Here is a 25,355-nt window from a genome sequence, read left to right as displayed (position 1 = left end):
ATCAAAAATATGCTTGAAAACAAAGGGTTCAAAGCCCTTTAACACGTGGCGCCAACTCTATGTTCTGACAGGCGTTTTACCCACGCAAAATACACGTGACATTAAGCTAGCACGACCTTGCGCAACTTTACACCGTCTGTCGCACATGACAGGGGCTTTTACCGTGGGAAAACGCCCTATCTTCGCTTATCAGGTGTCTACCATGGCCATTGCTTCCTCTACATCAACTGCAACAAGACGTGAACAGCCCGGCTCGTGCATGGTCACCCCCATCAATTGATCGGCCATTTCCATGGCGATCTTGTTGTGGGTGATGTAGATGAACTGCACGGTCTCGCTCATCTCCTTGACCAGCCGGGCGTAACGCCCGACGTTGGCATCGTCCAGCGGCGCATCGACTTCGTCGAGCATGCAGAACGGTGCCGGGTTGAGCTTGAAGATGGCAAAAACCAACGCTAGCGCGGTCAGGGCTTTTTCGCCGCCGGACAGCAGATGAATCGTGCTGTTTTTCTTGCCCGGCGGACGCGCCATGATCGTCACCCCAGTATCGAGTAGATCTTCGCCCGTCAGTTCCAGGTAAGCACTGCCGCCACCGAAAACTTTTGGAAAAAGCGCCTGTAAACCGGCATTTATCTGATCAAAGGTATCTTTGAAGCGGTTGCGGGTTTCCTTGTCGATCTTGCGAATGACGTTTTCCAGGGTCTCCAGCGCTTCGACCAGATCAGCATCCTGAGCATCCAGGTAACGCTTGCGCTCAGACTGCTGCTCGTACTCTTCGATGGCCGCCAGGTTGATCGCGCCGAGGCGTTGGATACGCCCCTCGACCTGTTCCAACTCTTGTTCGGTGCCCTGCTCGCTGGCGTCCGGCGCCAAGCTGGCAAGGACGCCTTGCAGATCGAAGCCATCGGCGAGCAGTTGCTCCTGCAAGGTCGTGCGACGCAGTTCCAGGCCTTGCGACTCCAGGCGGGACTGCTCGAGCTGGCCGCGCAGCAGTTGCGCCTGCTGCTCGGCCTGGCTGCGGCGCTTCTCGGCGTCGCGCAGTTCGCGGTCGGCCTCGTCCATGTGCAGGCGGGCCAAGCGCATTTCTTCATCGACGCTCATGCGTCGCTCGAGCAATTCTTCCAGCTTGAGGCGCAGTTCCTCCTGCGGTGCCTCGCCCTCCTCCAGGTTCAGGCTCAACTGCTCCTGGCGTTCGCTGAGGCGGGCGGCTTGCTGCTCAAGACGCTCCAGGGCCTGGCGGGTGGAATCATGCTGAGCGCGCAGCGAGCCCAGGCGCACGGCCAGTTGATGGGCATGGTCCTTGTGCTGGCGAGCCTCTTGGCGAATACGGTCGAGGCCTTCGCGCAAGGTGTCGCGACGGGCCAGCAATTGCTCGCGCTGGTCGGTGTCCTGGGCCATCAGGTCGAGGGCTTCCTGCAGGATCAGGCGCCCCTCGCCCAGCTGTTCATGCTCGATGGCGCGCTGTTCTTGCAGCTCGGTCAGCTCTTCTTCAAGCCGGCGTCGACGCAACTCAAGCTGTTCGGCGCGGGCACGGCCGGCAGACAGCCGCGCCTTGAGTTCACCGTGCTGGCGGTTTTCGTCCTGGCTGCGGCGGCGCAGTTGCTCGCGCTGCTCTTCAAGGTCGCGCTGTTGTTCACGATGGGCCTGCAGTTGCTGATCCAGCTGTTCGAGCAGCGCCTCCTGCTCCAGTTGCTCGGCAGCCAGCCGTTCGATCTCCTGGCCGCGGGCGAGGATGCCACCTTCGGCTTCACCGCCGCGGCTGACCCGCAAAAAATTCCGCCCGACCCAGTAGCCATCGCGACTGACCAGGCTCTGCCCGGCGCCCAAGCCGGAACGCCGCGCCAGTGCTTGCTCAAGACTTTCAACGGGCAGCACCTGACCGAGCCAAGGCGTCAGGTCGGTGCGCCCCTCGACCTTGTCGAGCAGGCTCCCGACCAATCGTGTGCCGTCCCCATCGGCCAGCAGCAAGCGCAGGTCGCCCTGCTCCAGCGCCGCAAAGTCGAGACCGGCGAAGTCATCTACCAGTAGCGCTTGCAGGTCGGCGCCCAGCACGGTTTCCACCGCCAGCTCCCAGCCGGGCTCGACACGCAGCCCTTCAGCCAGTGTGGGGCGTTGTTCCAGGCCTTGGGCGCGCAGCCAGTCGACGGCACCAGCGGCAGGCTCCAGCGCGGCCTGTTGCAGCGCCTCAAGCGAGGCCAGACGACCGCCCAGACGCTGCTGATCGCCCTGCACCTGCTGGTGGGCCTGAGTCGCCTGCTGGAGTTGCTCACGCACGCCCTCAAGCCGCTCGACCACTTCCTGCTCGGCGACGTGCAGCTCTTCAAGTAGTAACTCGCTGCTGGCCACCTGCTCGGACAATTCGAACATGGCGGCATCCTGCGGATCTGCGCCCAGTTGATCGCGCTCTTCGCCAAGCTTGCGCTGGCGCTCGGCCAGGCGCTCAAGACCAGATTCGAGCTGCTGCAGACGCGACTGCTGAACTTCGGCCTGACGCCGCGGCTCGGCCGAGCGGGTATTGAAAACGTCCCACTGCTCCTGCCAACCGTGCATGCCCAGCTCGGCTTCTTCGAGGGTGGCCGCCGCTTCTTCGGCAGCGGCCAGGGTCATCTCCTGCTCCGGCTCGAGCATGGCCAGCTCTTCGCCGAGGGTGGCCAGCAAGGTGCGATCGTGCCCCAGGTGCGACTCGGTCTCCAGGCGCGTGCGTTCAGCTTCCTTGAGGTCATCCTGCAACTGCCGCAGACGCTGCTGGCCATGCTGGATGCTCTGCTCGACCCGGGCGATATCGCCGGCAACCGAATAGAAGCGGCCTTGTACCTGGTTGAAGCGCTCGGACAACTCGTGATGGCCATCACGCAGGCGCTCGATGCTGGCATCGGCATTGCGCTGCTCGGCCACCAAGGCCTCGAAGGCCACTTCCTGATCGCCGGTAATCGCCGTGCGCTGCTGCACACGCTCATCCAGCGCACGCCAGCGCAGGGCTGACAGACGCGCCTTGAGCTGGCGTTCGCTGGCCTTGTATTCACGGTACTTCTCGGCCGCCTGGGCCTGACGGTGCAAGCGTTCGAGCTGACGCGCCAGCTCATCGCGCAGGTCGGTCAGGCGGGCGAGGTTTTCCTGGGTGCGGCGAATGCGGGTTTCGGTTTCGCGGCGGCGCTCCTTGTATTTGGAGATGCCTGCCGCTTCTTCGATGAAATTGCGCAGTTCCTCGGGCTTGGCTTCGATCAGCTTGGAGATCATGCCCTGCTCGATGATCGAGTAGCTGCGCGGCCCCAGCCCGGTGCCGAGGAAGATGTCGGTAATGTCGCGTCGACGGCACTTGGTGCCGTTGAGGTAATAGGTGTTCTGCGCGTCGCGGGTGACCTTGCGCCGGATCGAGATCTCGGCATAAGCCGCATACTCGCCGACCAAGGTGTTGTCGCTGTTGTCGAACACCAGTTCGATGCTGGCCTGGCTGACCGGCTTGCGGCTGGTCGAGCCATTGAAGATGACGTCGGTCATCGACTCGCCACGCAGGTTTTTCGCCGAGCTTTCGCCCATGACCCAGCGCACCGCATCGATGATATTGGACTTGCCACAGCCATTGGGGCCAACCACGGCGGCCATGTTGCTGGGGAAGTTGACCGTGGTCGGGTCGACGAACGACTTGAACCCGGCCAGGCGAATGCATTTGAGGCGCATCGGTCAGGTCCGCGCCAATGCCGCCAGCACCAGCTCGCAACTGCGCTGGCAATAGGCAACCAATACCTCGCGGATTCGCGGCAGGTCGCGCGCGACCACCGCACTGAGCAGGCGGTCGAACAGTTCGAGGTAGTCGAGCATGTTTGCCTGACGCTGATCGAGCGCCAGGTAATAGGCACGGCTCATGGCCGGCTGAAGGTTCTCGACGGTTTCCTGCAGATACGGATTGTCGGCGAATGGATACGCTGCACGCATCACCGCGAAGCTTTCGGCAACGAAAGTCTTGATATCGGTGCTGGCATGGGCCTGTTGCAGGCGCTGCTGAATGCCCATAAACGGCATCAGGTCGGTCTCGGTGCGCCATTTTTGCGCAACGGCATTGCCGAGCAGGATGTAGAACTCGCCCATCAAGGCACACAGGCTGCGCACGCTACGCTCGTCGAGCTTGGTTACGTGGGCGCCACGACGCGGCAGGATCGCTACCAGATGGCGACGCTCGAGGATCAACAGCGCCTCACGCACCGACCCGCGGCTGACGTTCAGTGCCTGGGTGACCTTCTGCTCCTGGATGCGCTCGCCTGGCGCAAGTTCACCGCGGATGATCCGCTCTGCCAGGTAGTGGGCAATTTGCTCGGAGAGACTGTCCGGCGCCTTGAACGTCATGGTTTTCCTTCAAAATCATTGAACTGGGCACAAGGGGCGGATTGTAGCGCACTTGCCTGGGGCTCGCGCAGAGGGGCATCGCGGTTTATTCGCGGGCACCGCCCCCACCCGAGCGGCGCGATCTATGCTTGTAGGAAAGGCGTCAGGTGCGGCGAAGACTCGGCATGCGCGATTTCTTGACCTTTGAGTCAGAAAAATATTGACCCAATGATCAAGCCTGCTTAGAGTCCGCCGGAACAACAATAAAACCATTGCGAGGCCTTCCCCGTGATCCAGTTTCTCGTTAACCAGGAGCTGCGTAATGAGCACGCCCTGGACCCGAACATGACGGTGCTGCAATACCTGCGCGAGCACCTCGGCAAACCCGGCACCAAGGAAGGCTGCGCCAGTGGCGACTGCGGCGCCTGCACCGTGGTAGTGGGTGAGCTGATCCAGGACGAGCAGGGCCAGGACAGCCTGCGCTACCGCAGCCTCAACTCGTGCCTGACGTTTGTCTCATCGTTGCACGGCAAGCAATTGATTAGCGTCGAAGGCCTCAAGCATCAGGGCGAACTGCACAGCGTGCAGCGGGCCATGGCCGACTGCCATGGTTCGCAATGCGGCTTCTGCACCCCGGGCTTCGTCATGTCGCTGTTCGCCCTGCAGAAGAACAGCGACGGCCCCGACCTGCACCAGGCCCAGGAAGCTCTCGCCGGCAACCTCTGCCGCTGCACCGGCTACCGGCCGATCCTCGATGCCGCCAAGCAGAGCTGCACCTCGCCGTGCCGCGACCAGTTCGACGCGCAACAAGCGCAGACCATCGCCCGCCTCAAGGCCATCACCCCGGCCGAGACCGGTGAGCTGAACAGCGGCGACAAGCGCTGCCTGGTACCACTGACCGTCGCCGACCTGGCTGACCTGTACAGCTCGCACCCGGAAGCCCGGCTGCTCGCCGGTGGCACCGACCTGGCGCTGGAAGTGACCCAGTTCCACAAGACCTTGCCGGTGATGATCTACGTCGGCGGTGTCGCCGAGCTCAAGCGCATCGACACCACTGCTACCCATCTGCAGATCGGCGCTGCTACCCCGCTGACCGACTGCTACGGCGCGCTAAGCGCGGAATACCCGGACTTCGGCGACCTGCTGCACCGCTTTGCCTCGCTGCAGATCCGCAACCAGGGCACCCTCGGCGGCAATATCGGCAACGCCTCGCCGATCGGCGATTCGCCGCCCTTGCTGATCGCCCTGGATGCCCAGGTGGTCCTGCGCCAAGGCCAACGCCAGCGCACCTTGCCCCTTGAAGACTACTTCATCGACTACCGGATCACCGCCCGCCAGGACAGCGAGTTCATCGAGAAGATCATCGTGCCGCGCGCGAGCAACGACTGGACCTTCCGTGCCTACAAGGTTTCCAAGCGCCTCGACGACGACATCTCCGCGGTGTGCGCGGCGTTCAACCTGAGCATCGATGACGGTGTGGTCAGTGGCGTGCGCATCGCCTTTGGTGGCATGGCAGCCATCCCCAAGCGCGCGCGCGCCTGCGAAGCCGCCCTGCGCGGCAAACCGTTCAACCAGGCCAGCATCGAACGCGCCTGCCAGGCCTTGGCCGAAGACTTCAGCCCGCTCACGGATTTTCGCGCGAGCAAGGAATACCGCCTGCTGACCGCACAGAACCTGCTGCGCAAGTACTTCATCGAACTGCAATCGCCGCACATCGAAACCCGGGTGACCGCCTATGTCTAACCATCACGCCTTCAAGAGCCAGGCCGAGATGGCCGAACTGTTCCGCCAGGACCTGACCACCGGGGTCGGCCGCAGCGTCAAGCACGACAGCGCCGACAAGCACGTGACCGGCGAGGCGATCTATATCGATGACCGCCTTGAATTCCCCAATCAGCTGCACGTCTATGCGCGCACCTCAGACCGCGCCCATGCGCGCATCCTGCGCATCGACACGTCGCCGTGCTATGCCATCGAAGGCGTGCGCATTGCCATCACCCACGAAGACATCCCCGGCCTGAAGGACATCGGCCCGGTGGTTGCCGGTGACCCGCTGCTGGCCATCGACAAGGTCGAATTCTTCGGCCAGCCAGTGCTCGCCGTGGCCGCGCGCGACCTCGACACCGCGCGCCGCGCTGCCATGGCGGCGATCATCGAGTACCAAGACCTCGAGCCGGTGCTCGACGTGGTCGACGCCCTGCGCAAGAAGCACTTCGTCCTCGACAGCCACACCCACCAGCGCGGCGACTCGGCGGCGGCATTGGCCAGCGCCCCGCACCGACTACAAGGCACGCTGCACATCGGCGGCCAGGAGCACTTCTACCTGGAAACGCAGATCTCCTCGGTGATGCCCACCGAAGATGGCGGGATGATCGTCTACTGCTCCACCCAGAACCCCACCGAAGTACAGAAGCTGGTGGCCGAAGTACTCGATGTGCCGATGAACAAGATCGTCCTCGACATGCGCCGCATGGGCGGCGGTTTCGGCGGCAAGGAAACCCAGGCGGCCAGCCCCGCTTGCCTGTGCGCGGTGATCGCGCGGCTTACCGGCCAGCCAACCAAGATGCGCCTGCCACGGGTCGAAGACATGACCATGACCGGCAAGCGTCACCCGTTCTACGTCGAGTACGACGTAGGCTACGACGACGATGGCCGCTTGCATGGCATCCAGTTCGACCTGGCCGGCAACTGTGGCTACTCGCCCGACTTGTCTGGCTCGATCGTCGACCGGGCGATGTTCCACTCGGACAACGCCTATTACCTGGGCGATGCCACCGTAAATGGTCACCGCTGCAAGACCAACACCGCCTCCAATACCGCCTACCGCGGTTTCGGCGGCCCGCAGGGAATGGTCGCCATCGAGCAGGTGATGGACCACATTGCCCGCCAGCTCGGCCGCGACCCGCTGGCCGTGCGCAAGGCCAACTACTATGGCAAGACCGAGCGTAACGTCACCCATTACTACCAGACCGTCGAGCACAACCTGCTCGAGGAAATGACCGCCGACCTCGAGGCCAGTAGCGACTACGCCGAGCGGCGCGAATCGATCCGCCGCTTCAATGAGCACAGCCCTGTATTGAAGAAAGGCCTGGCGCTGACCCCGGTCAAGTTCGGCATCTCCTTCACCGCCACCTTCCTCAACCAGGCCGGGGCGCTGATCCACATCTATACCGACGGCAGCATCCACCTCAACCACGGCGGCACCGAAATGGGCCAGGGCCTCAACACCAAGGTCGCCCAGGTCGTCGCCCAGGTGTTCCAGGTTGATTTCGACCGCATCCAGATCACCGCAACCAATACCGACAAAGTCCCCAACACCTCGCCGACCGCCGCCTCCAGCGGCGCCGACCTGAACGGCAAGGCCGCGCAGAACGCCGCCGAGATCCTCAAGCAACGCCTGACCGAATTTGCCGCGCGGCACTGGAAGGTCACCGAGGAAGACGTCGAGTTCCGCAACGGCCATGTGCGCATTCGCGAAGAGATCGTCAGCTTCGAGAGCCTGGTGCAGCAGGCCTACTTCGCCCAGGTGTCGCTGTCGAGCACCGGTTTCTATCGCACGCCGAAGATCTTCTACGACCGCACCCAGGCCCGCGGTCGGCCGTTCTATTACTTCGCCTTCGGCGCAGCCTGCGTCGAGGTGATCGTCGACACCCTGACCGGCGAGTACAAGATGTTGCGCGCCGACATCCTGCATGACGTCGGCGACTCGCTGAACCCGGCCATCGACATCGGCCAGGTCGAGGGCGGCTTCATCCAGGGCATGGGCTGGCTGACCACCGAAGAGCTGGTATGGAACGCCAAGGGCAAGCTGATGACCAACGGCCCGGCCAGCTACAAGATCCCGGCCGTGGCCGACATGCCGCTGGACCTGCGCGTCAAGCTGGTGGAAAACCGCAAGAACCCGGAAGACACCGTGTTCCATTCCAAGGCCGTCGGCGAGCCGCCGTTCATGCTCGGCATGGCCGCCTGGTGCGCAATCAAGGATGCGGTGGCGAGCATTGCCCACTACCGCGTGCAGCCCGACATCGACGCCCCGGCAACGCCCGAGCGGGTCCTGTGGGGCTGTGAGCAGATGCGCAAGGCAGTGGCTACTGCGCAACCTGCGGTGCAGGAAGTGGAAAGCGTCACGCACTGACAACACCCTCCCTGTGGGAGCGGGTTCAACCGCGCCCACAGGGGCCGTGTAGATCTTCAGAGAGGTTCAGGATCATGCACCAATGGATCAACGCCCTCGCCGACCTGCAAGCTCGCGGCGAACCCTGCGTGCTGGTCACCATCATCGAGGAACGCGGCTCGACCCCGCGCAACGCCGGCTCGAAGATGGTCGTCAGCGCCCGCCAGCTGTTCGACACCATCGGCGGCGGCCACCTGGAATACAAAGCCTTGCACATCGCCCGGCAGATGCTCGAGGAGCAACGCAGCACGCCCCACCTGGAGCGTTTCAGCCTCGGCGCCAGCCTTGGCCAATGCTGCGGCGGCGTCACCGTGCTGTTGTTCGAACCGATGGCCGCGGTGCAGGCGCAGATCGCCGTGTTCGGCGCGGGCCATGTCGGCCGGGCTCTGGTACCCTTGCTCGCCGCCCTGCCCTGCCGAGTGCGCTGGATCGACTCACGCGAGCAGGAGTTTCCCGAGCTGATCCCCGCCGGGGTCAGCCGAATCATCAGCGAGGAGCCGGTTGACGAAGTCGCTGACCTGCCGCCAGGCAGCTACTGCATCGTCATGACCCACAACCACCAGCTCGATCTGGAGCTGACCGCGGCCATCCTCAAGCGCAATGATTTCACCTGGTTCGGCCTGATCGGCTCGAAGACCAAGCGGGTCAAGTTCGAGCACCGCTTGCGCGAGCGCGGCTACGACGATGCCCTGCTGGCGCGCATGCGCTGCCCAATGGGCCTCGCCGAGGTCAAGGGCAAACTGCCGATCGAGATCGCCGTGTCGATTGCCGCCGAGATCATTGCCACCTACAACGCCTGCTTCGGCCAGCACGATGCTGCCGTCAACGCCGGCCCTATCGCCCAACTGCTGCCGCCTTCCCGGCGCAGCCAAGCCATCTGACGAGCGTTATATGAGCACAACCCGCAAAGCCTACCGTTCCGCCATCCTGCACAGCGTCGCCGACCCTGCCGAGGTCGGCCTGGAAGCGTCGCATGCCTATTACGAAGACGGCCTGCTGGTGGTCGACAACGGCCGCATCAGCGCGCTCGGCCATGCCAGCGACCTGTTGCCCACCCTCGATGCCGATATCGAAGTGGTGCACTACCAGGACAGCCTGATCACCCCGGGTTTCATCGACACCCATATCCACTTCCCGCAGACCGGCATGATCGGCTCCTACGGCGAGCAATTGCTGGACTGGCTGAACACCTACACCTTCCCGTGCGAAAAACAGTTCGCCGACAAGGACCATGCCGACAAGGTCGCGAAGATCTTCCTGCAGGAACTGCTGCGCAACGGCACCACCACCGCACTGGTGTTCGGCAGCGTGCACCCTGAGTCGGTCAATGCCCTGTTCGAAGAAGCCGAGCGTCTTGACCTGCGCCTGATCGCCGGCAAGGTGATGATGGACCGCAATGCACCTGACTACCTGACCGACACCGCCGAATCGTCCTACAGCGAGAGCAAGGCGCTGATCCAGCGCTGGCATGGCAAGGGCCGCCTGCACTACGCAGTAACCCCACGCTTCGCGCCGACCAGCACCCCCGAGCAATTGGCCCTGGCGGGGCAGCTGCTCAAGGAGCATCCAGGCGTGTACCTGCACACCCACCTGTCGGAGAACCTCAAGGAGATCGACTGGGTCAAGGCGCTGTTCCCCGAGCAGAAGGGCTACCTGGACGTCTATGACCATTTCGAGCTGCTCGGTGAGCGCTCGGTGTTCGCCCACGGCGTGCACCTGTGCGACGACGAATGCCAGCGCCTGGCCGAAACCGGCTCGGCGGTTGCCTTCTGCCCGACCTCCAACCTGTTCCTCGGCAGCGGCCTGTTCAACCTGCCGCAGGCGGAAAAATTCAAGGTCAATGTTGGCCTGGGTACCGACGTCGGCGCCGGCACCAGTTTCTCGCTGCTCAACACCTTAAATGAGGCGTACAAGGTCATGCAGATGCAGGGCGCACGCCTGCACCCGTACAAATCGCTGTACCTGGCGACTTTAGGTGGCGCCCGAGCGCTGCGCTTGGACGACCGCATCGGCAGCCTGCAACCGGGCAACGACGCCGACTTCGTGGTGCTCGACTACAAGGCCACGCCACTCCTGGACTACCGTATCCAGCAGTCCAACAGCATCGAAGAAACCCTGTTCGTGTTGACCACCCTCGGCGATGACCGCACCGTGCGCGAAACCTACGCCGCCGGACGCTGCGTGCACCAGCGCTAAGCTTCGCGCGCCAGGCCCCGGTACTCTGCGCCGCCGATCGCCGCCCCGGGCCAATGGCCAGTGGCGTTGCAGGGTGCCGGCATTTGCAGTGACAGCTCGGGCCCCTTCGCGGGGCAAGCCCGCTCCTACAGGTTCGGCGGCGTTCACCGATCCTGTAGGAGCGGGCTTGCCCCGCGAAGAGGCCCGAAGCCTCACCACACAGTCACCCGAGGAAGACGATCAACCCTTGGCCGGTGCGCGCTTCTTGGTCTGCAGCAAGTGCGAAAACACCGCATGCAGATCATCCGAAGCACTCTCTTCGTCCAGGTTCAACTTGCTGTCGATATGGTCCATGTGATGCATCATCAGGCTCACCGCCTGCGCGGCATCGCGCGCCTCGATGGCGTCGATCAGTTGCATGTGTTCATCGTACGAGCAATGCGAGCGGTTGCCGCTCTCGTACTGGGCGATGATCAGTGAGGTCTGCGACACCAGGCTGCGCTGGAAGCTCACCAGCGGTGCATTGCCCGCCGCCTCGGCCAGCTTCAGATGAAACTCGCCGGACAAGCGGATCCCCGCGCCACGATCGCCACGGGAGAAGCTGTCGCGCTCCTCGCGGACCATATGCCGCAGCTCGTTGAGTTGCTCGACGGTTGCATGCTGCACCGCCAATTCAGTGATGGCCCGTTCGACCATGCGCCGCGAGAAGAACACCTGGCGCGCTTCTTCAACCGTTGGGCTGGCGACCACAGCGCCGCGGTTAGGCCGCAACAGCACCACGCTTTCATGGGCCAGGCGCGACAGCGCACGGCGAATGATGGTGCGGCTGACGCCGAAGATCTCGCCCAACGCTTCCTCGCTCAACTTGGTGCCAGGCGCCAGGCGCTGCTCAAGGATCGCCTCGAAAATATGCGCGTAGACGATGTCGTCCTGGGTACCGCTGCGGCCGGCCTTGCCAACGCGCACAGGTTTCTTGAGAGGTTGCAGCTGTTCGTTCATGGGCACTCGAGCACGGGAATCCGCCAGTCGGACCTTGACTGTAATACCTGTCAGAGGGTGGATGGCAAGCCCTGGTTGATAAATAAGGGGAAAGGTATGCGTCCATTGTACACAGGCTGACCCGTTTCTGCAGGTGGCCTTTTCGCCATATAGCCACACTGCGAAGGATTGTGCGAACAAAAGATAAAACATTATTTGCATTCTTTGTACACAAAAGGATAATCCAGCGAGCGACTTCCTGACCCATAAGTCAACAAAACGGTCAGGCGTCTGCCACCCCCTCGCGGAGTCACCAAGTGCATGGCGCAGGTCACTGGCTCCGAACAACAAGAAATACTTGAGGAGTACCCCGCTGTGGAAAGCCGCAAATCCGAAGCCCCTACGCTGGATCTCGCCCCGCCGCCCGAAAGGAGCTGGCTGGAGCGGATTTTCAAACTCAAGCACCACGGCACCACCGTCAGGACGGAAATGATCGCCGGGGTGACCACCTTCATCACCATGGCCTACATCATCTTCGTCAACCCCAACATCATGGCTGATGCGGGTATCGATCACGGCGCGGCATTCGTCGCCACCTGCATCTCGGCGGCACTCGGTTGCCTGTTGATGGGCCTCTACGCCAACTGGCCGGTCGGCCTGGCACCGGGGATGGGCCTCAACGCCTTCTTTACCTACACCGTGGTCGGCACCATGGGCTACACCTGGGAGGCCGCGCTGGGTGCGGTGTTCGTTTCCGGGGTGCTGTTCATGTTCCTGACCTTGTCGAAGGTGCGCGAGTGGTTGCTCAACAGCATCCCGTTGAGCCTGCGCCATGCAATGGGGGCTGGCGTCGGATTGTTTCTCGGACTGATCGGCCTGAAGACCGCAGGCATCATCGTCGACAGCCCGGCCACGCTGATCAAGCTGGGCTCGCTGCATGAACCTGGCCCGCTGCTGGCGGCGGTGTGCTTCCTGATGATCGCCATCCTCAGCTACAAACGGGTATTCGGCGCGATTCTGATCAGCATCGTCGGCGTCACCCTGGCCGGCTGGGGACTGGGCCTGGTCAAATTTGGCGGGGTGGTGTCGATGCCGCCGAGCCTGGCGCCGACCTGGATGGCCATGGATGTCGCCGGCGTGTTCAACATCAGCATGATCAGCGTGGTCCTGGCGTTTCTCTTCGTGCACATGTTCGACACTGCCGGAACCTTGATGGGCGTTGCCCAGCGAGCCAACCTGGTGGGGCCGGATGGCAAGATCGAAAACCTGTCACGGGCCTTGAAGGCCGACAGTGCATCGAGTGTGTTTGGTGCAGCGGTGGGTGTACCGCCGGTGACCAGCTACGTCGAGAGCGCGGCAGGTGTTGCGGCGGGTGGCCGTACCGGGCTGACTGCCGTGGTGGTTGGCATCCTGTTCGTCGCGGCGATGTTCTTCGCCCCGCTGGCGGGGATGATCCCCGCCTATGCGACTGCTGGCGCGCTGATTTATGTGGCGATGCTGATGATGGGCAGCATGGCCCATATCAACTGGGACGAAGCGACTGACAGCATTCCGGCGATCGTCACGGTGATCATGATGCCGTTGACCTTCTCTGTAGCGGACGGCATTGCGCTGGGCTTTATCAGCTATGTGGTGCTCAAGGCGGGGACGGGCAAGTACAAGGAAATCTCGGCCAGTTTGTGGGTACTGTGCGCGATATTCATTGCCAAGTTCGTGTTCCTTTAACCTCCGCTGCGATAACCAAGGGCGCTTCGGCGCCCTTTCTTTTGGGCTGGGCTTTGGGGGTGTGCGGTGAGGATTGTGGGCTTATCCGTTTGATGTGGTCGCGCCACTGGCCCCTTCCGCCCTTACGGCGGGTCACTTTTTTTCTTGGAAAAAGTAACCAAAAACCGCCTGCTCCTGCATCCGGCCTCCTGACGTCGCGAAGTTACGGGTGGCGTCTGGGCTGGCGTTGTCTTCGACAGTGGCTGCGGTGGTGGATATTCGGGCCTCTTCGCGGGACAAGCCCGCTCCTACAGGTATTGCGCAAATTTTGAATTCGGCGCAACCCCTGTTACGGGTGGCGTCTGGACTGGCGTTGTCTTCGATAGTGGCAGGTGTGGTGGATATTCGGGCCTCTTCGCGGGGCAAGTCGGATCGCCGCACCGCCGCCCCTACAGGTATTGCGCAAATTTTGAATTCGGCGCAACCCCTGTTACGGGTGGCGTCTGGGCTGGCGTTGTCTTCGATAGTGGCAGGTGTGGTGGATATTCGGGCCTCTTCGCGGGACAAGCCCGCTCCTACAGGTACAGCGCAAATTTTGAATTCGGCGCAACCCCTGTAGGAGCGGGCTTGTCCCGCGAAGAGGCCGGGACTGCCGATGCAAATCGCAGGGCGGAGCCCTGCCAGCCACACCACAATTCCGCTGGTAAATAAACAAAGCGAGAGCGCAGCGATTCGCCAGCCGTTGCCCTAGCTGTTGATCTTGATCTTGATCTTGCTCTTGATCTACAGCGACTTCAGGAGGCCGAGCGCAGGTCTTGCGCAGGGAGGTGGAGGCCATGGATGGCCGGAAAGCGCTGAGGCCCAGGATGGGCCGTACAGCGCGGTCCTCCCGGAGCAAGACCGGAGCGAGGGAACCCGTAGCGCAGCGAAGGGCCGGATGCAGGAGCAAGCGGTTTTTGGTTACTTTTTTCCAAGAAAAAATCGGCATAGGGGGCAGCCCTCTAGCCGCGCCCCTGCCACACCACCCGGCATGCGGGTCCGCACCGGGCGGTTCGAGAACTCCAGATCAGATCAGGCGGGGTAACCCCATCCGGTCAAACCAGGCAACCGTCAGTACGCCATGAATCAGGCCGGCACTGTTATGCCATACCCTATGGCTCTGCGCCGCAGTCTGTGCAGCCAACTTGGGGCTGGCGCCCATCTTGCGCACTTCACGATAGATCGTTCTGCCGGTTCTCCATTGCTTGAGCTGGATCGCCCTGAGCCTTCGTCGTATCCACCCGTCCAAACGCCTCCACATCGCGGTGGTTTGCGACAAGCAGAAGTACGCTTTCCAGCCCAGTAGGTAAGGTCTCAACCCCTCAATCACCTGCTCCAGACTTCGACCACCATTACGTTTGGTCAACCCCCGGATCCGTTGTTTGAAGGTCTGTAACGCCTTGGTTGTTGCCCAGCGTCTGATCTTGCCTTGCGCTGACAGCCAGAAGCCGTACCCCAGAAACTTTCGACCAAACGCACTGCCAACCGCGCTTTTGCCTTCGTTCACCCGCAGCCCAAGACGACCGTAAAGGCGTCGGAGCAGTGCCATCACCCGCAAGCCGGCTTTGGGGCTTCGAACGTAAACGTTGGCATCATCCGCATACCTGACGAAGCGATGACCCCGTCGCTCCAGCTCCTTGTCCACCTCATCCAGCACCACGTTCGCCAACAGGGGTGAAAGCGGACCGCCTTGCGGCGTCCCCTGTCGGTCCACCACTATGTCCTGGCCGATCAATGTCCCGCAGTTCAGGTAGGCACGAATCAGGCGCAGTACGCCACGATCAGTCACCGTCCTGCTCAGCCGGGCGATCAGCAAGTCATGCTGGACGCAGTCGAAAAACTGCTCAAGATCCACGTCCACCACGATTCCACACCCCGAATGGATGTGTTGCTGCGCGGCCAAAACAGCTTGGTGCGCGTTGCGACCGGGGCGAAAACCATAGCTGTGCTCACTGAAACCAGGATCCAGCAAAGGCTGGAGAACCTGCAGCAGCGCCTGCTGGATGACCCTGTCCGTGACCGTCGGTATACCGAGCTTACGCTCGCCACCGCCCGGCTTTGGGATCAATACCCTACGCACCGGCGCTGGCCGGTATTCACCCGCCAGCAGTTGCCGACGGATCAGCGGCCACGCCGTTTTCAGGTGCTCTACGGTTTCGTCGATCGTGAGACCGTCTACACCTGCAACACCTTTGTTCGAACGCACCCGCTTGAGTGCAAGCAATAGATTTTCTCTGGTTAGGGCTGCTTGCAGCAGCCCTCCATCTGTGGGGTTTGGATCATGTCGCGGACAGCCAGCTTCAACGCTGGAGCCGCGCGCCAGGGATTCACCCCTCTTCGTCGACTCCCGCCCCGAGTTACCAGGCATCTGTTGCACGGCCGGCTGTATCTTCATGTCAAACCACTTTCCTTCTCGTTCGGCCCTTCGCTGTTAAACAGCTACTACGACCTCTGCTGACTTCTCGCTCCAGCTCACACCGTCGTCCTTTCGGACACAAGGCGAGATCTCCCCGGGTAAGAACGCCATCCTTCACCTCACAACCGCCGCATTTACGTATCCGGCCTTTAGGCCACAAGAGCTTCGCAGGCACTTGGCTGCTCGCCCTGACCGAATACGCCTCAGATGCGATTCGTGTACCTCGGCTCAAGGTTTATGCTCCACGCTTCCTCCCCACAGTCGGTCGCCCTTCTGCAGTTGCGCTTCGCTTCGCTCGCTGTGGCCAGCTCGCGGGAGGACTTGCACCTCCAGGATGGCGCCCATGCCGGGCGCACAAGTGACCCGCCGTAAGGGCGGAAGGGGCCGGTAGCACCACCACATCAAATGGATAAGCCCCCAACCCAACCCAACCCCAACCCCCCCTGGCAAAAAGTCCAGACGAAAAAAAGCCCGCCAGTGTGAGAGCGGGCCAAGGACCTACGAAGATTCTTCTAGCGACCAACTAGCTTCCACGATAGGTCGAGTAGCTGTAAGGCGAGATCAGCAACGGCACATGGTAGTGCTCCTGCTTCTCGTCGACCCCAAAGCGCAGCACCACAACATCCAGGAACGCCGCTTCTGGCAAAGCAACGCCCCGAGCCCGATAGTAATCCCCGGCGCTGAACTGCAACTGGTAGACGCCGGTACGGTAATCATCACCCTGCAGCAACGGCGCATCGACGCGGCCATCGCTATTGGTCAGCGCGGTGTTTACCAATTCCAGCTGCTGGCCTTCGACACGGTACAGCTCGACCTTGATCGAGCTGCCTGGGCAGCCATGCGCAGCGTCCAGTACGTGAGTGGTCAAACGTCCCATTTGCGTGTCGCCTCTTGTTCAGTTCGTGGGCAGAAAATACCCAGCAAGCACCCTAAGAGGGCCTGCCGTGTGCGGGAATGAGTTCATTAAGACACTTTCTCAATAGATTGTACACAATTTTTTAGACCCTTCCGCACCACCGCCTCTCACGCCTGCGAAAACCTGCTATGTGAGGCCGGATATGGGTTGTATGCGCAGGCCAAGGTCATTAGCTGACCATTCAGGCAAGTTTCTTGCAAAGCATTCTCAAGCGACAAAAGGGCAGAAATGCGGAAAAACAGGCTTACAAAAGATTTCAGAAGTTGTATACAATCAGCCTATCCGGTGAGTGCGACAACCCGACGCGGGCCCACCACCCCTCGCACAACGTACAAGAAGGAAGACTGCAGTGAGCGCTGACTACCCTCGCGACCTGATCGGTTACGGCAACAACCCACCTCACCCGCAATGGCCGGGCAACGCCCGCATCGCGCTGTCTTTCGTACTCAATTATGAAGAAGGTGGCGAGCGCAACATCCTGCACGGCGACAAAGAGTCCGAAGCCTTCCTCTCTGAAATGGTTGCCGCCCAGCCCCTGCAGGGCCAGCGCAACATGAGCATGGAATCGCTCTACGAGTACGGCAGCCGCGCAGGCGTATGGCGCCTGCTCAAGCTGTTCAAGGACACCGGCGTGCCGCTGACCATCTTCGCCGTGGCCATGGCCGCCCAGCGCCACCCTGACGTGATCCGCGCCATGGTCGACGCTGGCCATGAGATCTGCAGCCACGGCTACCGCTGGATCGATTACCAGAACATGGACGAGGCCCAGGAACGCGAGCACATGCTCGAGGCCATCCGCATTCTCACCGAGCTCACCGGCGAACGCCCGCTGGGCTGGTACACCGGCCGCACCGGCGCCAACACCCGCCGCCTGGTGATGGAAGAAGGTGGTTTCCTCTATGACAGCGACACCTACGACGACGACCTGCCCTACTGGGAAAGCAACAACCCGACCGACAAGCCGCACCTAGTGATCCCCTACACCCTGGACACCAACGACATGCGCTTCACCCAGGTGCAGGGTTTCAACTGCGGCGAGCAATTCTTCCAGTACCTCAAGGACGCCTTCGACGTGCTCTACGAAGAAGGCGCCGAGGCGCCGAAGATGCTCTCCATCGGCCTGCACTGCCGCCTGATCGGTCGCCCGGCGCGGCTGGCTGCGCTCAAGCGCTTCGTCGAGTACGCCAAGAGCCATGAGCAGGTCTGGTTCGCCCGTCGCGTGGACATCGCCCGCCACTGGCACACCACCCACCCGTACCAGAAAGAGAACGCCTGATGACCGCCTTCAAGACCCTCACGCCATCGACCCTCGACCGCGACGCCTTCGTCAGCGCCTTTGCCGACGTCTACGAGCACTCGCCGTGGGTTGCCGAGAAGGCCTATGACCTGGGCCAACTGGCAGAGCTGGACGAGGTCGAAGCCCTCCACCAGCGCATGAGCGACATCCTCCTCAGCGCCAATCACGCTGACCAGCTGGCCTTGATCAACGCTCACCCGGACCTCGCCGGCAAGGCCGCGATCCAGGGAGAGCTGACCGAATCGAGCACCAACGAACAGGCCGGTGCCGGTATCCACCAGTGCACCGCCGAAGAGTTCGCCCGGTTCACCGAACTCAACGACGCCTACAAGGCCAAGTTCCAGTTCCCGTTCATCATGGCGGTCAAGGGCAGCAACCGGCACCAGATCCTCGCCGCGTTCGAGAAGCGCATCCATAACGATGCCGCTGCCGAATTCAAGGAAGCCCTGGCGCAGATCAACCTGATCGCGTTGTTCCGCCTGCTGCAACTGTAACAACCGCGGGCCCGCGCCCGCCGCAACCGTCTTAGCCCTATTCAGAACATAGAAGAAGAGATAACAAGCATGCGCACACTAGTGATCGAGCCCCTGACCAAAGAAGCCTTCGCCCAGTTCGGTGACGTGATCGAAACCGACGGCAGCGACCACTTCATGATCAACAACGGCTCGACCATGCGCTTCCACAAGCTCGCCACGGTCGAAACCGCCGAGCCCGAGGACAACGCCATCATCAGCATCTTCCGCGCCGACGCGCTGGAAATGCCCTTGACCGTGCGCATGCTGGAACGCCATCCGCTGGGCAGCCAGGCTTTCATTCCGCTGCTCGGCAACCCCTTTCTGATCGTGGTCGCGCCAGTTGGCGATGCACCTGTATCAGGTCATGTCCGCGCCTTCCGCAGTAACGGCAGGCAGGGCATCAATTACCATCGCGGCGTTTGGCACCACCCGGTGCTTACGATCGAAAAGCGGGATGATTTCCTGGTGGTTGATCGCAGTGGTTCCGGCAACAACTGCGACGAGCATTACTTCAGCGAGGAACAGATGCTGATCCTCAATCCCCACCAATAAGAAAAGGTCGGTCATCCAGGGGCCATGCGTGCCTGAGTTGTGACCGGCAAGAGGTAACTACTGTGGAAGCACACCTTCACGAATGGCTGAACCTGAGCATTCGCTGGGTTCACATGATCACCGGCGTGGCCTGGATCGGTGCATCGTTCTACTTCGTCTGGCTGGAGAACCACCTGAATCGAAGCAACCCGCGCGATGGGTTGTCAGGTGACCTCTGGGCCATCCACGGTGGCGGTATCTACCACCTGGAGAAGTACAAGCTCGCGCCGCCAAAAATGCCCGAGAACCTGCACTGGTTCAAATGGGAAGCCTATTTCACCTGGATGTCCGGGATCGCCCTGCTGTGCGTGGTGTTCTACTGGAACCCGACGCTCTACCTGCTGGCACCCGGCAGCACCCTCAGCGGTGCCGAAGGCGTTGCCATCGGTATCGGCTCGCTGGTGGCCGGCTGGTTCATCTACGACATCCTTTGCGACTCGCCACTGGGCAAGCGCCCCGCCCTGCTCGGCGGTGTGCTGTTCGTGCTGATCATCGCCGCCTGCTGGGGCTTCAGCCTGGTGTTCAGCGGCCGTGGCGCCTACCTGCACACTGGCGCGATCATCGGTACGATCATGGTCGGCAACGTGTTCCGCATCATCATGCCGGCCCAACGCCAGCTGGTGGCTGCGATCGAGAACAACCAGACGCCTGACCCGTTGCTGCCGGCCAAGGGCCTGCTGCGCTCGCGCCACAACAACTACTTCACCCTGCCGGTGCTGTTCATCATGATCAGCAACCACTTCCCGAGCACCTATGGCAGCCAGTACAACTGGCTGATCCTGGCCGGGATCGCAGTGGCTGCGGTATTGATCCGTCACTACTTCAACACCCGTCACGACAGCAACAAGTACGCCTGGACCCTGCCGGTCGGCGCCCTGGCGATGATCTGCCTGGCCTACGTCACCGGCCCCAAGCCGATGTCTGTTGCGCCTGAGCAGGCTGCGGCGAAGATCGACTACCAGCCGCTGCCAGCCACTGCCGTAGGCGGCAAGACCGCCGCCGAGCTGCGCGCCGAAGAAGCCACCAAGGCTGCCCAGGCACCTGCCGAGGCGCCAGCCCAGGCCAGCGCCCAGGGTGCGGGTGACACCTTCGACACGATCCACAATGTCATCCAGGAACGCTGCACCGTGTGCCACTCGTCGAAACCGACCAGCCCACTGTTCAGCACCGCACCTGGCGGCGTGGTATTCGACACGCCGCAACAGATCCAGGCCCAGGCCGCGCGGATTCAAGCGCAAGCGGTTGCCAGCCAGATCATGCCGCTGGGCAACATCACCCAGATGACTGTCGAGGAACGCAAGCTGGTCGGTGACTGGATCGCCAAGGGCGCCCCGGTCAACTGATCGACACCGCAAGCCATACATCGACGTCAAGCTGTACGTAGTACGTTGCAAGCATCGAGCTAGGACTCCCGGTGGTACCCAGGCCTTGTCTGGCAAGCCTGCCACCGGGAGCCCGACGCTTGGCTCCGAGAATAAGAACAAAACTCGAGGTGCTGCATGTCCGAGTCATCCAAGGCGTACATTCCCGTTGCGCCGCCCCGACAGCCCCTGCCCCTGTTTCAGCTGATTCTGGTCGGCCTGCAACATGTGCTGCTGATGTACGGAGGCGCGATTGCCGTGCCGCTGATCATCGGCCAGGCTGCTGGCCTGTCACGCGAAGAAGTCGCGTTCCTGATCAACGCCGACCTGCTGGTCGCAGGCGTTGCCACCATCATCCAATCGTTCGGTATCGGCCCGGTCGGCATTCGCATGCCGGTCATGATGGGCGCCAGCTTTGCCGCTGTCGGCAGCATGGTGGCCATGGCCGGCATGCCCGGGGTGGGCCTGCAGGGGATCTTCGGCGCGACCATCGCCGCCGGCTTCTTCGGCATGCTGATCGCGCCGTTCATGTCCAAGGTGGTGCGCTTCTTCCCACCACTGGTCACCGGCACGGTGATTACCTCGATCGGCCTGTCGTTGTTCCCGGTCGCGGTCAACTGGGCCGGCGGCGGCGACCAGGCAGAAACCTTCGGCTCGCCGATCTACCTGATGGTGGCCAGCCTGGTGCTGGCGGTCATCCTGTTGATCAACCGCTTCATGCGCGGGTTCTGGGTCAACGTTTCGGTACTGGTCGGGATGGGCCTGGGCTATATCCTGGCCGGCTCGATCGGCATGGTCGACCTGTCGGGCCTGGGTGCTGCACCCTGGCTGCAGGTAGTGACCCCGCTGCACTTCGGCATGCCGACGTTCAGCCTCGCACCGATCCTGTCGATGTGCCTGGTGGTGGTGATCATCTTCGTCGAGTCCACCGGCATGTTTCTCGCGCTGGGCAAGGTGACCGATCGCGAAGTAACCCCAGGGATGCTTCGCCGTGGCCTGTTGTGCGATGCCGGCGCATCGTTCATCGCGGGCTTTTTCAACACCTTCACCCACTCCTCGTTTGCCCAGAACATCGGCCTGGTGCAAATGACCGGGGTACGCTGCCGCTACGTCACGGTCATGGCCGGCGCCATGCTGATCATGCTCAGCCTGCTGCCCAAGGCGGCCTACCTGATCGCCTCGATCCCGCCGGCGGTACTCGGCGGTGCGTCCATCGCCATGTTCGGCATGGTCACCGCGACCGGGATCAAGATCCTCCAGGAGGCGGACATCGCTGACCGGCGCAACCAGTTGCTGGTGGCAGTGAGCATCGGTTTTGGCCTGATCCCCGTGGTCAAGCCGGAATTCTTCGCCCAGATGCCTGGCTGGATGGAGCCCATCACCCACAGCGGCATCGCCATGGCCACGCTCAGTGCCCTGGTGCTGAACGTGCTGTTCAACATCCTCGGTGGGGCTGATCGGGCGGCGCACAACGACGCCTGTCACCAGCACTGAATGAGAAGGGGTGGCGCTGCTGCCCACCCCGTTTCTCATACCTCGTAGCAACGCATCACCGTCGGCCCGCCGGAATGGGCCGTCCGGGGCGCCTGCGCGCCGAAAACACCCCAACAAAAACAATAAGTCCGGGAATCACAACATGAAGCGCATCACCTCGTCCCTGTTGCTGGGCAGCAGCTTGCTGGCCGCCCTCCCCACCCACGCCGGCGAATGGCTGCAGTGGCATGGCGAAAGCCTGTCGTACTTGTACGGCAAGGACTTCAAGGTCAACCCAGGCATCCAGCAGACGATCACCTTCGAGCACGCCAACAAATGGAAGTACGGCGACACCTTCATGTTCGTCGACAAGATTTTCTACAACGGCAAGGCCGACGCCAGCAAAGGCGTCACTACCTACTACGGTGAGTTCAGCCCACGCCTGTCACTGGGCAAGATCACCGGCCAGAGCTTCGCCTTCGGCCCGGTCAAGGACGTGCTCCTGGCGATGACCTACGAGCGTGGTGAAGGCGACAACGAGGCCTACCTGATCGGCCCCGGCTTCGATCTGGCGATCCCTGGCTTCAACTACTTCACCCTCAACTTCTACCTGCGCAACACCGAAGGCAGCCGCCCCGGTGACAATGTCTGGCAGATTACCCCGGCCTGGTCCTACACCATTCCGGTCGGTCGCTCCGACATTCTCATCGATGGCTACATCGATTGGGTGGTGGACAACGACCAGACCCGCCGCGGCACCTACCACGCCAACCTGCAGTTCAACCCGCAGGTCAAATACGACCTGGGCAAGGCGCTCAACCTCGGCGCCAAACAGCTGTATGTCGGCTTTGAATACAGCTACTGGAAAGACAAATACGGCATCGACAGCCGTGGCAACGTCGACAGTAATCAGAGCGTTGCCAGTGCGCTGGTGAAAGTGCACTTTTAAGAATCTGACCAAGCGCCCAAGTTTGGTGAGTAGTGCTCCAGGACGGAGCACTTGAGGCGCGACGCGCAAGTGAGTAATCTGCGCGCCCCCTCGCTCAGGGCAGAATGATTTCTGCCCGCGTTTTCTGACCGCTCAGTCAATGAATTCGGGCGGTTGGCCAACGTGTTGCCAGCCTTACAGTACCCTTTTCATCCGTTCAGAAAGACGTCGAGCAGGATAGCTGCGACCAACTGCGAAAGTTGGCGCAGCTCTTGCCAAACAGTTGTGGCCTATCGAAAAAAACTGACTCAAAAGACAAGAAAGGCGCCACTTACGAGCGCCGACAACAGATAGAAACAAGGGAGCGACACACCCAATGCGTACCATCAATAGCCTGATCCTCGCCGGTGGCCTGCTGGCTTCTGGCGCAAGCGTCGCTGGTGACCTGCTGCAGTGGCAGAACAACAGCCTGACCTACCTGTGGGGCAAGAACTTCAAGGTCAACCCGGCGATCCAGCAAACCGTCACCTTCGAGCACGCCGATGGCTGGAAGTACGGCGACAACTTCATCTTCGTCGACAAGATCTTCTACAACGGCAAGAAGGACTCGGGTAACGGCGACAATACCTACTACGGCGAGATCAGCCCGCGTTTGTCGTTCGGCAAGATCTTCGACCAGAAGCTGGCATTCGGCCCGGTCAAGGACGTGCTGCTGGCGATGACCTACGAGTTTGGCGAGGGTGACACCGAGTCGTACCTGATCGGCCCTGGCTTCGACCTGGACATCCCGGGCTTCGACTACTTCCAGCTGAACTTCTACCAGCGCACCACCGACGGCAGCCGTGCCGGTGACAATGTCTGGCAGATCACCCCGGTCTGGTCGTACACCATTCCTGTGGGCTCCTCCGACATCCTCATCGACGGTTTCATGGACTGGGTGGTCGACAACGACGAGAACCGCCGCGGTACCTATCAGGCCAACCTGCACTTCAACCCGCAGGTCAAATACGACCTGGGCAAGGCGCTGCACCTGGGTGACAAGCAGTTGTATGTGGGCTTTGAGTACGACTATTGGAAGAACAAGTACGGGATCAAGGATTCCGACGGGTTCACCACCGACCAGAACACCGCCAGCCTGCTGGTCAAGGTGCACTTCTGATCTGAGTAGCTGGGGCTGCTGCGCAGCCCTTCGCGGGGCAAGCCCGCTCCTACAGGATCTGCGTCGATCACAAAATCCGGCCGACCGCGGATCCTCCTACAGGATCTGCGTCGATCACAAAATCCGACCGATCCCGGATCCTCCTACAGGACCTGCGTCGATCACAAAATCCGACCGATCCCGGATCCTCCTACAGGATCTGCGTCGATCACAAAATCCGGCCGACCCCGGATCCTCCTACAGGATCTGCGTCGATCACAAAATCCGGCCGACCGCAGATCCTGTAGGAGCGGGCTTGTCCCGCGAACCGGGGCCTTGCCCCGGCCATCCACTGCGGTCACTTGGCGGGTTTGAACGCTCGCCACACCTTGCCCACCACACTCACCAGCGCCAACACCAGCGCCCCGGCAACCATCCCGACAACGCCATTGAGCAACGCCCCGGTCAACGCCCCACCGCGCCCGGCACTGAATGCCTCGATCGCATGATGCAGCGGCTCGACGCCATGCACCAGAATCCCGCCACCGACCAGAAACATTGCCGCAGTACCAATCACCGACAGGCTCTTCATCATGTACGGCGCCGCCCGCAGGATGCCGTTGCCCACCGCCTGGGCGGCACGCGAAGCCTTCTGGGTCAGCCACAAGCCAAGGTCATCCAGCTTGACGATGCCGGCCACCAGCCCATACACGCCGATGGTCATGACAATCGCAATGCCCGACAGCACGATGATCTGCTGGGTCAGCGGCGCATCAGCCACGGTGCCCAGGGTGATCGCGATGATCTCCGCCGAGAGGATGAAGTCGGTGCGCACCGCGCCCTTGATCTTGTCCTTCTCGTAGGCCACCAGATCAACCTTGGGATCAGCCACCGCCTCTGACCGCGCGCTGTGCTCGGCGTCGTCCTCGGCCTTGCCATGGAGGAAGGGGTGCGCCAGCTTCTCGAACCCCTCGAAGCACAGGTAGGCGCCCCCCAGCATCAGCAGCGGGGTCACCGCCCAAGGAATGAACGCACTGATCAACAGCGCCGCCGGCACCAGGATCAGCTTGTTAAGGAACGAGCCCTTGGCTACCGCCCAGACCACCGGGATTTCCCGTTCGGCGCGCACGCCGGTGACCTGCTGGGCATTGAGCGCGAGGTCGTCACCGAGTACGCCGGCGGTCTTTTTAGCCGCGACCTTGGTCATCAGCGAGACATCGTCGAGCACTGTCGCGATGTCGTCGATCAGTACCAGTAGACTGCTTCCTGCCATGTTTGCCTGTATCCCATAGAGTCAATCGCCAAATTCTAGCCCAAACCTGCTGCCTTG

General features: G+C 61.9%; 19 protein-coding genes. 12 read left to right on the top strand and 7 right to left on the bottom strand.

The features are described 5' to 3' along the window. Positions 1–189: 189 nt before the first annotated feature. Positions 190–3,678, bottom strand: coding sequence for a chromosome segregation protein SMC (smc, locus tag J3B00_RS10265; RefSeq protein WP_209867334.1), 3,489 nt, complete (start codon positions 3,676–3,678; stop codon positions 190–192). A gap of 3 nt (positions 3,679–3,681) precedes the next feature. Next, positions 3,682–4,341 carry a GntR family transcriptional regulator gene (locus J3B00_RS10260; RefSeq protein ID WP_209867332.1) on the bottom strand — a complete coding sequence of 220 codons (660 nt, stop codon included), beginning with the start codon at positions 4,339–4,341 and terminating at the stop codon, positions 3,682–3,684. A gap of 267 nt (positions 4,342–4,608) precedes the next feature. Between J3B00_RS10260 and xdhA the strand changes: the two genes are divergently transcribed. The 4 genes from xdhA to guaD all read left to right on the top strand — a co-directional run bounded on the left by xdhA (position 4,609) and on the right by guaD (position 10,690). Beyond that, positions 4,609–6,063 (top strand): xanthine dehydrogenase small subunit, encoded by a 1,455-nt coding sequence (gene xdhA / locus J3B00_RS10255; protein ID WP_209867330.1) that lies wholly within the window; start codon positions 4,609–4,611, stop codon positions 6,061–6,063. Then, the gene (xdhB, locus tag J3B00_RS10250; RefSeq protein WP_209867327.1) at positions 6,056–8,455 is read left to right on the top strand and encodes a xanthine dehydrogenase molybdopterin binding subunit; all 2,400 of its coding nucleotides are present in this window, start codon (positions 6,056–6,058) and stop codon (positions 8,453–8,455) included. The genes xdhA and xdhB overlap by 8 nt, the downstream gene beginning before the upstream one ends. A gap of 74 nt (positions 8,456–8,529) precedes the next feature. Then, entirely contained in the window at positions 8,530–9,375 is an 846-nt protein-coding gene (gene xdhC, locus J3B00_RS10245) for a xanthine dehydrogenase accessory protein XdhC (protein ID WP_209867324.1), read from the top strand. A gap of 10 nt (positions 9,376–9,385) precedes the next feature. Then, on the top strand, positions 9,386–10,690 hold the full coding sequence (gene guaD / locus J3B00_RS10240) for a guanine deaminase (protein ID WP_209867322.1): 1,305 nt from the start codon (positions 9,386–9,388) through the stop codon (positions 10,688–10,690). Positions 10,691–10,909: 219 nt separating this feature from the next. Here the strand turns inward: guaD and J3B00_RS10235 are convergent, their stop codons facing one another. Continuing rightward, entirely contained in the window at positions 10,910–11,668 is a 759-nt protein-coding gene (locus J3B00_RS10235) for a GntR family transcriptional regulator (protein WP_209867320.1), read from the bottom strand. Between the two features lie 384 nt (positions 11,669–12,052). Between J3B00_RS10235 and J3B00_RS10230 the strand changes: the two genes are divergently transcribed. Further along, positions 12,053–13,372 carry an NCS2 family permease gene (locus J3B00_RS10230; protein WP_245362759.1) on the top strand — a complete coding sequence of 440 codons (1,320 nt, stop codon included), beginning with the start codon at positions 12,053–12,055 and terminating at the stop codon, positions 13,370–13,372. A gap of 132 nt (positions 13,373–13,504) precedes the next feature. Here the strand turns inward: J3B00_RS10230 and J3B00_RS10225 are convergent, their stop codons facing one another. The 3 genes from J3B00_RS10225 to uraH form a co-directional block, all read right to left on the bottom strand. After that, positions 13,505–13,651: a hypothetical protein gene (locus J3B00_RS10225; protein ID WP_209867315.1), complete on the bottom strand. Its 147-nt coding sequence runs from the start codon at positions 13,649–13,651 to the stop codon at positions 13,505–13,507. A gap of 766 nt (positions 13,652–14,417) precedes the next feature. After that, the gene (gene ltrA / locus J3B00_RS10220; protein ID WP_209867312.1) at positions 14,418–15,785 is read right to left on the bottom strand and encodes a group II intron reverse transcriptase/maturase; all 1,368 of its coding nucleotides are present in this window, start codon (positions 15,783–15,785) and stop codon (positions 14,418–14,420) included. Between the two features lie 544 nt (positions 15,786–16,329). Beyond that, entirely contained in the window at positions 16,330–16,683 is a 354-nt protein-coding gene (gene uraH, locus J3B00_RS10215) for a hydroxyisourate hydrolase (RefSeq protein ID WP_150572689.1), read from the bottom strand. Positions 16,684–17,071: 388 nt separating this feature from the next. On the opposite strand from uraH, the gene puuE reads away from it, so the two are divergent. From puuE to J3B00_RS10180, 7 genes are all read left to right on the top strand, one after another. Further along, positions 17,072–17,998, top strand: a complete 927-nt coding sequence (gene puuE / locus J3B00_RS10210; protein ID WP_209867310.1) for an allantoinase PuuE — start codon at positions 17,072–17,074, stop codon at positions 17,996–17,998. Next, complete coding sequence (gene uraD / locus J3B00_RS10205; protein WP_209867308.1) at positions 17,998–18,513, top strand: 2-oxo-4-hydroxy-4-carboxy-5-ureidoimidazoline decarboxylase; 516 nt, start codon at positions 17,998–18,000, stop codon at positions 18,511–18,513. Before puuE ends, uraD begins: the two co-directional genes overlap by 1 nt. Positions 18,514–18,582: 69 nt before the next feature. Then, a complete protein-coding gene (locus J3B00_RS10200; RefSeq protein WP_209867306.1) occupies positions 18,583–19,086 on the top strand; it encodes an ureidoglycolate lyase in 504 nt (167 codons plus the stop codon). A 62-nt stretch (positions 19,087–19,148) separates the two neighbouring features. After that, entirely contained in the window at positions 19,149–20,468 is a 1,320-nt protein-coding gene (locus J3B00_RS10195) for a urate hydroxylase PuuD (protein WP_209867304.1), read from the top strand. A 156-nt stretch (positions 20,469–20,624) separates the two neighbouring features. After that, positions 20,625–21,980 carry a nucleobase:cation symporter-2 family protein gene (locus J3B00_RS10190; protein ID WP_209867302.1) on the top strand — a complete coding sequence of 452 codons (1,356 nt, stop codon included), beginning with the start codon at positions 20,625–20,627 and terminating at the stop codon, positions 21,978–21,980. Between the two features lie 142 nt (positions 21,981–22,122). Beyond that, entirely contained in the window at positions 22,123–22,908 is a 786-nt protein-coding gene (locus tag J3B00_RS10185; RefSeq protein ID WP_209867300.1) for an outer membrane protein OmpK, read from the top strand. Between the two features lie 355 nt (positions 22,909–23,263). Next, positions 23,264–24,046, top strand: a complete 783-nt coding sequence (locus J3B00_RS10180; RefSeq protein ID WP_209867298.1) for an outer membrane protein OmpK — start codon at positions 23,264–23,266, stop codon at positions 24,044–24,046. Positions 24,047–24,383: 337 nt separating this feature from the next. Here J3B00_RS10180 and J3B00_RS10175 read toward each other — a convergent pair whose 3' ends face one another. Next, positions 24,384–25,298, bottom strand: a complete 915-nt coding sequence (locus J3B00_RS10175) for a DUF808 domain-containing protein (RefSeq protein WP_209867296.1) — start codon at positions 25,296–25,298, stop codon at positions 24,384–24,386. Positions 25,299–25,355 lie beyond the last annotated feature (57 nt).

The organism is Pseudomonas sp. BP8 (genome assembly GCF_017875955.1).
Taxonomy (GTDB): domain Bacteria; phylum Pseudomonadota; class Gammaproteobacteria; order Pseudomonadales; family Pseudomonadaceae; genus Aquipseudomonas.
Note: the sequence above shows the minus strand (reverse complement) of the source record. Positions and strands in the feature narration are given on the sequence as shown.

What these genes read in the sequence shown, in the direction of transcription:
- smc (WP_209867334.1), bottom strand. Translation starts at nt 3,678, where the DNA reads ATGCGCCTCAAATGCATTCGCCTGGCCGGGTTCAAGTCGTTCGTCGAC.
- J3B00_RS10260 (WP_209867332.1), bottom strand. Translation starts at nt 4,341, where the DNA reads ATGACGTTCAAGGCGCCGGACAGTCTCTCCGAGCAAATTGCCCACTAC.
- xdhB (WP_209867327.1), top strand. Translation starts at nt 6,056, where the DNA reads ATGTCTAACCATCACGCCTTCAAGAGCCAGGCCGAGATGGCCGAACTG.
- xdhC (WP_209867324.1), top strand. Translation starts at nt 8,530, where the DNA reads ATGCACCAATGGATCAACGCCCTCGCCGACCTGCAAGCTCGCGGCGAA.
- guaD (WP_209867322.1), top strand. Translation starts at nt 9,386, where the DNA reads ATGAGCACAACCCGCAAAGCCTACCGTTCCGCCATCCTGCACAGCGTC.
- J3B00_RS10235 (WP_209867320.1), bottom strand. Translation starts at nt 11,668, where the DNA reads ATGAACGAACAGCTGCAACCTCTCAAGAAACCTGTGCGCGTTGGCAAG.
- ltrA (WP_209867312.1), bottom strand. Translation starts at nt 15,785, where the DNA reads ATGAAGATACAGCCGGCCGTGCAACAGATGCCTGGTAACTCGGGGCGG.
- uraH (WP_150572689.1), bottom strand. Translation starts at nt 16,683, where the DNA reads ATGGGACGTTTGACCACTCACGTACTGGACGCTGCGCATGGCTGCCCA.
- uraD (WP_209867308.1), top strand. Translation starts at nt 17,998, where the DNA reads ATGACCGCCTTCAAGACCCTCACGCCATCGACCCTCGACCGCGACGCC.
- J3B00_RS10200 (WP_209867306.1), top strand. Translation starts at nt 18,583, where the DNA reads ATGCGCACACTAGTGATCGAGCCCCTGACCAAAGAAGCCTTCGCCCAG.
- J3B00_RS10190 (WP_209867302.1), top strand. Translation starts at nt 20,625, where the DNA reads ATGTCCGAGTCATCCAAGGCGTACATTCCCGTTGCGCCGCCCCGACAG.
- J3B00_RS10185 (WP_209867300.1), top strand. Translation starts at nt 22,123, where the DNA reads ATGAAGCGCATCACCTCGTCCCTGTTGCTGGGCAGCAGCTTGCTGGCC.
- J3B00_RS10180 (WP_209867298.1), top strand. Translation starts at nt 23,264, where the DNA reads ATGCGTACCATCAATAGCCTGATCCTCGCCGGTGGCCTGCTGGCTTCT.
- J3B00_RS10175 (WP_209867296.1), bottom strand. Translation starts at nt 25,298, where the DNA reads ATGGCAGGAAGCAGTCTACTGGTACTGATCGACGACATCGCGACAGTG.